Origin of the sequence: Pseudomonas sp. TH32 (genome assembly GCF_016650855.1) — a bacterium.
GTDB lineage: Bacteria > Pseudomonadota > Gammaproteobacteria > Pseudomonadales > Pseudomonadaceae > Aquipseudomonas.
Genome location: NZ_JAEKFA010000002.1, coordinates 4,813,769 through 4,826,111 on the forward strand (window position 1 = coordinate 4,813,769; position 12,343 = coordinate 4,826,111).

Annotated in this window: 6 protein-coding genes; all 6 read right to left on the reverse strand. The window is 56.0% G+C overall.

Annotated elements, in window-relative coordinates:
* Positions 1-30: 30 nt before the first annotated feature.
* On the reverse strand, positions 31-2,136 hold the full coding sequence (fusA, locus tag JFV30_RS25795; RefSeq protein ID WP_010174505.1) for an elongation factor G: 2,106 nt from the start codon (positions 2,134-2,136) through the stop codon (positions 31-33).
* 30 nt (positions 2,137-2,166) lie between these two features.
* Positions 2,167-2,637: a 30S ribosomal protein S7 gene (gene rpsG, locus JFV30_RS25800; RefSeq protein ID WP_002555493.1), complete on the reverse strand. Its 471-nt coding sequence runs from the start codon at positions 2,635-2,637 to the stop codon at positions 2,167-2,169.
* A gap of 118 nt (positions 2,638-2,755) precedes the next feature.
* Entirely contained in the window at positions 2,756-3,127 is a 372-nt protein-coding gene (gene rpsL, locus JFV30_RS25805) for a 30S ribosomal protein S12 (RefSeq protein ID WP_002555494.1), read from the reverse strand.
* Between the two features lie 216 nt (positions 3,128-3,343).
* On the reverse strand, positions 3,344-7,543 hold the full coding sequence (rpoC, locus tag JFV30_RS25810; RefSeq protein WP_003210090.1) for a DNA-directed RNA polymerase subunit beta': 4,200 nt from the start codon (positions 7,541-7,543) through the stop codon (positions 3,344-3,346).
* A 64-nt stretch (positions 7,544-7,607) separates the two neighbouring features.
* Complete coding sequence (rpoB, locus tag JFV30_RS25815) at positions 7,608-11,681, reverse strand: DNA-directed RNA polymerase subunit beta (RefSeq protein WP_017476319.1); 4,074 nt, start codon at positions 11,679-11,681, stop codon at positions 7,608-7,610.
* A gap of 220 nt (positions 11,682-11,901) precedes the next feature.
* Complete coding sequence (gene rplL, locus JFV30_RS25820; protein WP_003210093.1) at positions 11,902-12,267, reverse strand: 50S ribosomal protein L7/L12; 366 nt, start codon at positions 12,265-12,267, stop codon at positions 11,902-11,904.
* Between the last annotated feature and the right edge of the window lie 76 nt (positions 12,268-12,343).

The window sequence follows — 12,343 nt, forward strand, 5'->3', positions numbered from 1 at the left end:
GACAATTAACTCCTTGCCTAAAGGACTGAATCAGCCTTGTTTTTTGGATACAGTTTCAGCGATGTGCGCCGGAGCTGTGTTGTATTTTTTGAATTCCATAGAGTAGCTTGCGCGACCCTGAGACATGGAACGAACGTCGGTCGCATAACCGAACATCTCGCCCAACGGAACCTCGGCACGAATCACTTTGCCGGAAACCGTATCTTCCATACCCAAGATCATGCCGCGACGACGGTTAAGGTCGCCCATCACGTCACCCATGTAGTCTTCAGGCGTAACGACTTCTACTGCCATGATTGGCTCAAGCAACTCACCACCGCCCTTCTGGGCCAGTTGCTTGGTAGCCATGGAAGCAGCCACCTTAAACGCCATCTCGTTGGAGTCGACGTCGTGGTAAGAACCGTCAAAAACGGTCGCCTTCAGGCCGATGAGCGGATAGCCGGCAACAACACCGTTCTTCATCTGCTCTTCGATACCCTTCTGGATAGCCGGGATGTATTCCTTAGGAACAACACCGCCCACTACTTCGTTCACGAATTGCAGACCTTCCTGACCTTCATCAGCAGGAGCAAAACGGATCCAGCAATGGCCGAACTGGCCACGACCGCCGGATTGACGAACGAATTTGCCTTCGATTTCGCAGTTCTTCGTGATGCGCTCACGATAGGAAACCTGAGGCTTACCGATGTTGGCTTCGACGTTGAACTCACGGCGCATCCGGTCAACCAGGATGTCCAGGTGAAGCTCGCCCATGCCGGAGATGATCGTTTGACCAGTCTCTTCATCAGTCTTGACGCGGAAAGATGGATCTTCCTGAGCAAGCTTGCCCAGAGCGATACCCATTTTTTCCTGGTCATCCTTGGTCTTAGGCTCAACGGCAACCGAAATAACCGGCTCCGGGAAGTCCATGCGAACCAGGATGATTGGCTTGTCAGCGTTGCACAAGGTTTCACCAGTGGTGACGTCCTTCATGCCGATCAGGGCCGCGATGTCACCAGCGCGCACTTCCTTGATCTCTTCGCGGGCGTTTGCGTGCATTTGCACCATACGACCCACGCGCTCTTTCTTGCCTTTAACCGAGTTGATCACGCCGTCGCCGGAGTTCAACACGCCCGAGTAAACGCGGACGAAGGTCAAGGTACCCACGAATGGGTCAGTGGCAATTTTAAATGCCAGAGCGGAGAACGGTTCTGCGTCGTCTGCGTGACGCTCCAGCTCGATAGTCTCGTCATCCGGGTCAGTACCCTTGATGGCAGGAATATCCACTGGTGCTGGCAGGTAGTCGATCACAGCATCGAGAACCAGGGGAACGCCCTTGTTCTTGAACGAGGAACCGCAAACAGCCAAGACGATCTCACCAGCGATAGTACGCTGACGCAGAGCGGCCTTGATTTCCGCGTTGGTGAGTTCTTCACCTTCGAGGTACTTGTTCATCAGCTCTTCGCTGGCTTCGGCCGCAGCTTCAACCATGTTGTTGCGCCACTCGTCAGCCAATTCCTGCAGTTCAGCAGGGATAGCTTCGCGACGAGGAACCATACCCTTGTCAGCATCGTTCCAGTAAACAGCTTCCATGGTCAGCAGATCGATCTGCCCCTGGAAGTTGTCTTCGGAACCGATAGCCAACTGGATTGGCACTGGGGTGTGACCCAGACGCTGCTTGATCTGACCGATCACGCGCAGGAAGTTCGCACCAGCACGATCCATCTTGTTTACGTAAACAAGACGTGGAACGCCGTATTTGTTGGCTTGACGCCATACGGTTTCCGACTGAGGCTCAACACCCGAGGTACCGCAGAACACAACGACAGCGCCGTCGAGTACGCGCAGGGAACGTTCAACTTCAATGGTGAAGTCTACGTGGCCCGGGGTATCGATTACGTTGAAGCGGTGCTCATCCTTGTACTGCTTCTCGGAACCTTTCCAGAAGGCGGTAATAGCAGCAGAAGTAATGGTAATACCACGCTCCTGCTCCTGAACCATCCAGTCTGTGGTCGCGGCGCCGTCATGCACCTCGCCCATCTTGTGACTTTTGCCGGTGTAAAACAGTACGCGCTCGGTGGTGGTGGTTTTACCAGCATCCACGTGAGCAACGATACCGATGTTACGGTAGCGGCTAATCGGAGTAGTACGAGCCATAAAGCCCTCGCAAAATTAGTGAAGCTAGAATTAGAAGCGGTAGTGCGAGAAAGCTTTGTTAGCTTCAGCCATACGGTGCACGTCTTCACGCTTCTTAACAGCAGCACCTTTACCTTCAGCAGCGTCCAACAGTTCGCCAGCCAAACGCAGGGCCATAGACTTCTCGCCGCGCTTGCGGGCGAAGTCTACCAACCAGCGCATTGCCAAAGCGTTACGACGGGACGGGCGAACTTCAACCGGAACCTGGTAAGTAGCACCGCCTACACGGCGCGACTTCACTTCGACCAGCGGAGCGATGGCGTCGAGAGCTTTCTCGAAGATTTCCAGGGGGTCGCTGTTCTTGCGTTCTTTAACCTTTTCCAGCGCGCCATAAACGATACGCTCGGCAACGGCTTTCTTGCCGCTTTCCATCACGTGGTTCATGAACTTGGCCAGAATTTGGCTTCCGTATTTTGGATCGTCAAGCACTTCGCGCTTGGCTGCTACGCGTCTTCTTGGCATGGATAAGCCCTCAAACGGTCTTCAGGTTCGCTCGGAATTAGTGCCCTTTCGGGACGCCTCCGACCTTACTCTTATCGACTCAGAAAATAAGATGATTCAGTTTTACAAAAAGCCGCTACTACTTAGGCTTCTTGGTACCGTACTTCGAACGACCCTGGTTACGACCTTTAACGCCGGAAGTATCCAAGGAGCCGCGTACGGTGTGGTAACGAACACCTGGCAAGTCTTTTACACGACCGCCGCGGATCAGTACCACGCTGTGTTCTTGCAGGTTGTGGCCTTCACCGCCGATGTACGAGGAAACCTCGAAACCGTTGGTCAGGCGCACACGGCATACTTTACGCAGTGCCGAGTTAGGTTTTTTCGGCGTAGTGGTATACACGCGAGTGCATACGCCACGACGTTGCGGGCAGTTCTGCAGCGCAGGCACGTCGGATTTCTCGACGATACGCTTACGCGGCTGACGTACCAGCTGGTTGATAGTTGCCATCTACTAGCTCCACTGTTGTCTTGCGACGCTATTGTCTTGCAAGAAAAGCAAAATGGCAGGAACGAATTCCCGCCAAATTTAGGGGTACAAGAGTCTAAAGAGGATCTTGTCCCCAGTCAAGGCAAGGCCCCGACCTCCCCCTCCATCGAACCGGGACAAATCTGTCTCGATCCGACGAACGGGGCTGCCAGGGCCCGGCCTTATTTACCGCAGAACTCAGTTACCGCTTGAGTTCAGCGCTTCGGTCAGTGCAGCTTCCACTTCACTGGCGCTTACGCGCAGCGGCTTGTCGAGTTCACGGCGACGCTTACGCTCGCTGTGGTAGGCCAAGCCGGTACCGGCCGGGATCAGACGACCCACAACCACGTTTTCTTTCAGGCCGCGCAGGTAATCGCGCTTGCCGGTTACCGCTGCTTCGGTCAGTACACGCGTGGTCTCCTGGAAGGAGGCCGCCGAGATGAACGACTCAGTGGACAACGACGCCTTGGTGATACCCAGCAACACACGAGTGAACTTGGAAACGAATTTCTCGTCGTTCGCCAGGCGCTCGTTCTCTACCAGCACGTGAGTCAGTTCCATCTGGTCGCCCTTGATGAAACTCGAATCGCCGGATTCAGCGATTTCAACTTTACGCAGCATCTGACGCAGGATGGTCTCGATGTGCTTATCGTTGATCTTCACGCCTTGCAGACGATAAACGTCCTGGATCTCGTTAACGATGTACTTGGCCAGCGCACTCACACCCAGCAGACGCAGGATGTCGTGTGGATCGCTCGGGCCGTCGGAGATAACTTCGCCGCGGTTTACCTGTTCACCTTCGAAGACGTTCAGGTGACGCCACTTCGGAATCAGCTCTTCGTACGGATCGCTACCGTCGTTCGGCGTAATGACCAGACGGCGCTTGCCTTTGGTCTCTTTACCGAACGCGATGGTGCCGCTGACTTCAGCCAGAATCGACGCTTCTTTCGGACGACGAGCTTCGAACAAGTCGGCAACACGCGGCAGACCACCGGTGATGTCACGGGTTTTCGAAGTTTCTTGCGGGATACGAGCGATAACATCACCGATCGCGATCTTCGCACCATCCGCAACACCGACCAGGGCGTTGGCTGGCAGGAAGTACTGAGCGATAACGTCAGTGCCTGGCAGCAACAGATCCTTGCCGTTGTCATCAACCATCTTCACGGCAGGACGGATATCTTTGCCTGCAGCTGGACGGTCTTTGGCGTCGAGTACTTCAATGTTGGTCATACCGGTCAATTCGTCAGTCTGACGCTTGATCGTGATGCCTTCTTCCATGCCCACGTAGGTCACGGTACCTTTCATTTCGGTAACGATTGGGTGAGTGTGCGGATCCCACTTGGCCACGATTGCGCCAGCGTCGACCTTGTCACCTTCTTTAACCGAAATCACGGCACCGTACGGCAGCTTGTAGCGCTCACGCTCACGACCGTAGTCATCAGCGATTGCCAGCTCACCGGAACGGGACACAGCAACCAGGTGGCCATCCACTCGCTCAACGTGCTTCAGGTTGTGCAGACGGACAGTACCGCCATTCTTCACCTGAACGCTGTCGGCTGCGGAGGTCCGGCTTGCCGCACCACCGATGTGGAACGTACGCATGGTCAGCTGGGTACCCGGCTCACCGATGGACTGGGCAGCGATAACGCCGACCGCTTCACCGATGTTCACCTGGTGACCACGAGCCAAGTCACGGCCGTAGCACTTGGCGCAAATGCCGTAGCGGGTTTCGCAGCTGATCGGCGAGCGGACAATCACTTCGTCGATGCTGTTGAGTTCGATGAACTCGACCCACTTCTCGTCTACCAGGGTGCCGGCAGGAACAATGACTTCCTCGGTACCTGGCTTGAATACGTCACGGGCGATTACTCGACCCAGTACGCGCTCACCCAACGGCTCTACAACGTCGCCGCCTTCGATGTGCGGAGTCATCAGCAGACCGTGTTCGGTACCGCAGTCAACTTCAGTCACAACCAAGTCTTGCGCAACGTCTACCAGACGACGAGTCAGGTAACCGGAGTTAGCGGTTTTCAACGCGGTATCCGCCAGACCTTTACGAGCACCGTGAGTCGAGATGAAGTACTGAAGTACGCTCAAACCTTCACGGAAGTTCGCAGTAATCGGCGTTTCGATGATGGAACCGTCCGGCTTGGCCATCAGGCCACGCATACCGGCGAGCTGACGGATCTGCGCAGCAGAACCCCGTGCGCCCGAGTCCGCCATCATGTACATCGAGTTGAACGACTCTTGATCGACTTCCACGCCATGACGGTCGATAACGCGCTCTTTCGAGAGGTTCGACATCATCGCCTTCGACACTTCGTCGTTGGCCTTGGACCAAAGGTCGATCACTTTGTTGTACTTCTCGCCCTGGGTTACCAGGCCGGAGGCGTACTGGCTTTCGATCTCTTTCACTTCATCGGTAGCAGCACCGATGATGGCGGCTTTCTCGTCCGGGATAACGAAGTCGTTAACACCGATGGAAACGCCGGAAATGGTCGAATAAGCAAAACCGGTGTACATCAACTGGTCAGCGAAGATAACGGTCTCTTTCAAACCAACCACGCGGTAGCACTGGTTGATCAGCTTGGAGATCGCCTTTTTCTTCATTGGCTGGTTGACCACGTCGTACGACAGGCCAGGTGGAACAACCTGGAACAACAGCGCACGGCCGACAGTGGTGTCGACGATACGGGTGTTCTTGACGCTGCCACCATCACGATCGTTGATGGTTTCGTGGATGCGGACTTTAACCTTGGCGTGCAGTGCGGCTTCGCCGGCACGGAACACACGGTCAACTTCCTGCAGATCCGCGAACACACGACCTTCGCCCTTGGCGTTGATCGCTTCACGAGTCATGTAGTACAGACCCAATACAACGTCCTGCGACGGAACGATGATTGGCTCACCGTTGGCTGGCGACAGAATGTTGTTGGTCGACATCATCAACGCACGCGCTTCCAACTGGGCTTCCAGTGTCAGCGGTACGTGCACGGCCATTTGGTCGCCGTCGAAGTCGGCGTTGTACGCAGCACAGACCAGAGGGTGCAGCTGGATAGCCTTACCTTCGATCAGTACCGGTTCAAACGCCTGGATCCCCAGACGGTGAAGGGTCGGTGCACGGTTGAGGAGAACCGGGTGTTCACGGATCACTTCAGCGAGAACGTCCCAAACCTCTGGCAGTTCGCGCTCGACCATCTTCTTGGCGGCCTTGATGGTGGTCGCGAGACCACGCATTTCCAGCTTGCCGAAAATGAACGGCTTGAACAGCTCGAGAGCCATCTTCTTCGGCAGACCGCACTGGTGCAGACGCAGGGTCGGGCCTACGGTAATTACCGAACGACCGGAGTAGTCAACACGCTTACCGAGCAAGTTCTGACGAAAACGACCTTGCTTACCCTTGATCATGTCAGCCAGGGATTTCAGAGGACGCTTGTTCGAACCGGTGATAGCGCGGCCACGACGACCGTTGTCGAGCAGAGCATCGACAGCTTCTTGCAACATACGCTTTTCGTTGCGCACGATGATGTCCGGAGCAGACAGATCGAGCAGACGCTTCAAGCGGTTGTTACGGTTGATCACGCGACGGTACAGGTCGTTGAGGTCGGAAGTCGCGAAGCGACCGCCATCCAACGGCACCAGCGGACGCAGGTCTGGCGGCAGAACCGGCAGAACGGTCAGCACCATCCACTCTGGCAAGTTGCCGGAACCCTGGAAGGCTTCCATCAACTTCAGACGCTTGGACAGTTTCTTGATCTTGGTTTCGGAGTTGGTTTGCGGAATTTCTTCACGCAGGCGGCCAATCTCGTGCTCCAGGTCGATAGCGTGCAGCAGTTCACGGACAGCTTCGGCACCCATGCGGGCATCGAAATCGTCGCCGAACTCTTCCAGCGCTTCGAAGTACTGCTCGTCGTTCAGCAGCTGACCTTTTTCAAGGGTGGTCATGCCTGGGTCGATAACGACATAGCTCTCGAAGTAGAGAACGCGCTCGATATCACGCAGGGTCATGTCCATCAGCAAGCCGATACGGGACGGCAGCGATTTCAGGAACCAGATGTGGGCAACCGGCGAAGCCAGTTCGATGTGCGCCATGCGCTCACGACGAACCTTGGCCAGTGCAACTTCAACGCCGCACTTCTCGCAGATCACACCACGGTGCTTCAAGCGCTTGTACTTACCGCACAGGCACTCGTAATCCTTTACCGGGCCAAAGATCTTGGCGCAGAACAGGCCGTCACGTTCTGGTTTGAACGTACGGTAGTTGATGGTTTCCGGCTTTTTAACTTCACCGAACGACCACGAACGGATCATCTCAGGCGATGCCAATCCAATACGGATGGCGTCGAACTCTTCGACTTGACCCTGGTTTTTCAGCAAATTCAGTAGGTCTTTCAAGGCCTTTCCTCCTGGCGGAGCAGAGAGCGGGCTAAACAGCCCCGCTCTCGATTCGCGTCACGTGTTATTCGGTTTCCAGATCGATATCGATGCCGAGGGAACGAATTTCTTTGATCAACACGTTGAAGGACTCGGGCATGCCCGGCTCCATACGGTGATCGCCGTCCACGATGTTTTTGTACATCTTGGTCCGACCGTTCACATCGTCCGACTTCACTGTGAGCATTTCTTGCAGAGTGTATGCAGCACCGTATGCTTCCAGTGCCCAGACCTCCATCTCCCCGAAACGCTGACCACCGAACTGAGCCTTACCACCCAGCGGCTGCTGGGTAACCAGGCTGTACGAACCGGTAGAACGAGCGTGCATCTTGTCGTCTACCAAGTGGTTCAGCTTCAGCATGTACATGTAGCCAACAGTAACCGGGCGCTCAAACTTGTTGCCGGTACGGCCGTCGAACAGCTGCATCTGGCCGCTTTCCGGCAGGTCTGCCAGTTTCAGCATGGCCTTGATTTCGCTTTCCTTGGCACCGTCGAACACCGGGGTAGCCATTGGAACGCCGCCGCGCAGGTTCTTCGCCAGATCCAGGATTTCCTGGTCGGAGAAGGTGTCCAGCTCTTCGTTGCGACCGCCGATCTCGTTGTAGATCTCGTGCAGGAACTTGCGCAGGTCAGCAACCTTGCGCTGCTCTTCGATCATACGGTTGATCTTCTCGCCCAGACCTTTGGCCGCGAGGCCCAGGTGGGTTTCAAGGATCTGACCAACGTTCATACGCGAAGGTACGCCCAACGGGTTGAGGACGACGTCGACCGGGGTGCCATTGGCATCGTGCGGCATGTCTTCAACCGGCATGATCACGGAGACCACACCTTTGTTACCGTGACGACCGGCCATCTTGTCGCCCGGCTGGATGCGGCGACGGATTGCCAGGTAAACCTTGACGATTTTCAGCACGCCTGGAGCCAGGTCATCGCCCTGCTGCAGTTTGCGCTTCTTGTCTTCGAACTTGTCGTCCAGCAGACGGCGACGATCAACGATGTAGGCCTGAGCCTTCTCGAGCTGCTCGTTCAGAGCATCTTCAGCCATGCGCAGTTTGAACCACTGGCCGTGCTCAAGACCGTCGAGTACTTCGTCGGTGATGTCCTGACCTTTCTTCAGGCCTGCGCCGCCTTCAGCCTTGTGGCCTACCAGGGCGGAACGCAGACGTTCGAAGGTCGCGCCTTCAACGATACGGAACTCTTCGTTCAGGTCCTTGCGGATCTCGTCGAGTTGAGTCTTCTCGATGGACAGTGCACGAGCATCACGCTCAACGCCGTCACGGGTGAAGACCTGTACGTCGATGACAGTACCCTTGGTACCGGTAGGTACACGCAGGGAGGTGTCTTTAACGTCGCTGGCTTTTTCGCCGAAGATGGCACGCAACAGCTTCTCTTCCGGAGTCAGTTGGGTCTCGCCTTTCGGAGTGACCTTACCTACCAGAATGTCGCCTGCGCCAACTTCAGCACCTACGTAAACGATACCGGCTTCGTCCAGCTTGTTCAGTGCAGCCTCACCCACGTTCGGGATGTCTGCAGTGATTTCCTCTGGCCCAAGCTTGGTGTCACGTGCCACACAGGTCAGTTCCTGAATGTGGATCGTGGTGAAGCGATCTTCCTGAACCACACGCTCGGACAGGCAGATGGAGTCTTCGAAGTTGTAACCGTTCCAGGCCATGAACGCGATGCGCATGTTCTGACCCAGTGCCAGCTCACCCATATCGGTGGACGGACCGTCTGCCATGATGTCGCTGCGCTGAACCCGATCACCCTTGCTCACCAGCGGACGCTGGTTGATGCAGGTGTTCTGGTTGGAGCGGGTGTATTTGGTCAGGTTGTAGATGTCGACACCGGCTTCGCCAGTTTCAACTTCGTCATCGGCAACACGAACCACGATACGGCTGGCATCAACGGAGTCGATCACGCCGCCACGACGAGCCACGACGCAAACGCCGGAGTCACGGGCTACGTTACGCTCCATGCCGGTACCTACCAGCGGCTTGTCAGCACGCAGGGTGGGTACAGCTTGACGCTGCATGTTGGAACCCATCAACGCACGGTTGGCGTCATCGTGCTCCAGGAACGGGATCAGCGACGCTGCAACCGAAACTACCTGCTTCGGCGATACGTCCATCAAGGTGACGTCTTCCGGCGCCTTGACGGTGAACTCGTTCAAGTGACGAACAGCTACCAGCTCGTCGATCAGCATTTTCTTGTCGTTCATCGTGGCCGAAGCCTGAGCGATCACGTGATCAGCTTCTTCGATGGCGGACAGGAACACGATCTCATCGGTGACCAGTGCGTCTTTCACCACACGGTACGGGCTCTCGAGGAAGCCGTACTGGTTGGTGCGCGCATAAGCAGCCAGGGAGTTGATCAGGCCGATGTTCGGACCTTCCGGCGTTTCAATCGGGCATACACGACCGTAGTGAGTCGGGTGTACGTCACGAACTTCAAAGCCTGCACGCTCACGGGTCAGACCGCCCGGGCCCAGTGCGGAAACACGGCGCTTGTGGGTGATCTCGGAGAGCGGGTTGTTCTGGTCCATGAACTGCGAGAGCTGGCTGGAGCCAAAGAACTCTTTCACCGCAGCAGCCACTGGCTTGGCGTTGATCAGGTCTTGTGGCATCAGGCCTTCGCTTTCGGCCATCGACAGACGCTCTTTGACCGCACGCTCAACACGCACCAGGCCAACGCGGAACTGGTTCTCGGCCATTTCGCCTACGCAGCGAACACGACGGTTACCCAGGTGGTCGATGTCATCGACGATGCCTTTACCGTTGCGGATGTCGACCAGAGTCTTCAGTACCGCGACGATGTCTTCCTTGCACAACACGCCCGAACCTTCGATCTCGGTACGACCGATACGACGGTTGAACTTCATCCGGCCGACCGCAGACAGGTCATAGCGCTCAGGGCTGAAGAACAGGTTGTTGAACAGGGTCTCGGCAGCGTCTTTGGTTGGTGGCTCGCCAGGACGCATCATGCGATAGATCTCGACCAGCGCTTCCAATTGGTTGCTGGTGGAGTCGATCTTCAGGGTGTCGGAGACGAACGGACCGCAGTCGATGTCGTTGGTGTACAGGGTCTCGATGCGAACAACCTGGGACTTGGCGATTTTCGCCAGGATCTCGGTGTTCAGCTCGGTGTTGCATTCAGCCAGGATTTCGCCGGTGGCCGGGTGCACGATGACCTTGGCGGTGGTGCGACCCAGGACGTAGTCCAGAGGCACTTCCAACGTCTTGATACCGGCTTTTTCGATCTGGTTGATGTGGCGCGCGGTAATACGGCGGCCGGCTTCAACGATGACCTTGCCTTTTTCATCCTGGATGTCCAGAACGGCAATCTCACCACGCAGGCGCTGAGGCACCAGTTCCAGGCTGAGGGTTTCGCCGCTCAGGTGGAATACGTTAGTGGTATAGAAGGCATCCAGCACTTGCTCAGTGGTATAGCCGAGCGCGCGCAGCAGTACCGAGGCCGGCAGCTTGCGACGACGGTCGATACGCACGAACACGCAGTCTTTCGGGTCGAACTCGAAGTCCAACCACGAACCACGGTACGGAATGATCCGCGCGGAGTACAGGAGCTTGCCGGAGCTGTGCGTCTTGCCGCGGTCGTGGTCGAAGAACACGCCCGGGGAACGGTGCAGCTGGGAAACGATAACGCGCTCGGTACCGTTGATAACGAAGGTACCGTTCTCAGTCATCAGGGGAATTTCACCCATGTAGACTTCTTGCTCTTTGATGTCCTTGATCGCTTTGTTCGACGACTCTTTGTCGAAGATGATCAGACGGACTTTTACCCGCAAAGGTACGGCGTACGTAACACCGCGCAACACGCATTCTTTGACATCAAATGCCGGTTCGCCCAGGCGATAACCGACGTACTCCAGCGCAGCATTGCCGGAGTAGCTGATGATCGGGAAAACGGATTTGAAGGCCGCATGCAGGCCCACGTCGCGGAACTGATCTTTGGTCGCTCCCGCCTGCAAGAATTCACGATACGAATCCAGCTGGATAGCCAGAAGGTACGGGACATCCATGACGTCCGGCAACTTGCTAAAGTCCTTGCGGATACGTTTTTTCTCAGTATATGAGTAAGCCATCAGCGTTCCCCAGCTTGGTCACCTGCTTGTTTGGCCCCTCCCGACGGGAGCAGCCAGAAAATCTTGCAAACCCCATGGTTTGCGCCACCGCATCGGGTGGTTACAGCGCGTTAGAGGCGACGACCGAGTCGATTGCCAATAACGGAAAAAGGCCGGTGGCAAGAGCCACCAGCCATCAGCCTTCAGCTTAACGCTTGGGCTGGAGACGCAAGGTCGATGCTTACTTCAGCTCGACTTTAGCGCCTGCTTCTTCCAGCACTGCTTTAGCTTTGTCAGCTGCGTCTTTCGACACTGCTTCCAGAACCTGGGCAGGGGCGCCGTCAACTACTGCCTTGGCTTCTTTCAGGCCCAGACCGGTCAGTTCACGTACTGCCTTGATCACGTTTACTTTCTTCTCGCCAGCTTCCAGCAGCATGACGTTGAATTCGGTTTGCTCTTCAGCAGCAACAGCAGCAACAGCTGGGCCAGCCGAAGCAGCGGCAGCGGAAACACCGAATTTTTCTTCGAAAGCTTTGATCAGCTCAACAACCTGCAGAACCGACATTTCAGCTACGGCGTTGAGGATATCGTCTTGGGAGATAGACATTGCTGTAATTCCTGAATTGGGGGACGGCCTACGCGGCCATCGAAATAAACAAAAATACGCGAGAGGAGATGCTCAG

Bases quoted from the DNA above. Each gene is read 5' to 3' on its own strand.
- fusA (WP_010174505.1), bottom strand. From the start codon at position 2,136: ATGGCTCGTACTACTCCGATTAGCCGCTACCGTAACATCGGTATCGTT.
- rpsG (WP_002555493.1), bottom strand. From the start codon at position 2,637: ATGCCAAGAAGACGCGTAGCAGCCAAGCGCGAAGTGCTTGACGATCCA.
- rpsL (WP_002555494.1), bottom strand. From the start codon at position 3,127: ATGGCAACTATCAACCAGCTGGTACGTCAGCCGCGTAAGCGTATCGTC.
- rpoB (WP_017476319.1), bottom strand. From the start codon at position 11,681: ATGGCTTACTCATATACTGAGAAAAAACGTATCCGCAAGGACTTTAGC.
- rplL (WP_003210093.1), bottom strand. From the start codon at position 12,267: ATGTCTATCTCCCAAGACGATATCCTCAACGCCGTAGCTGAAATGTCG.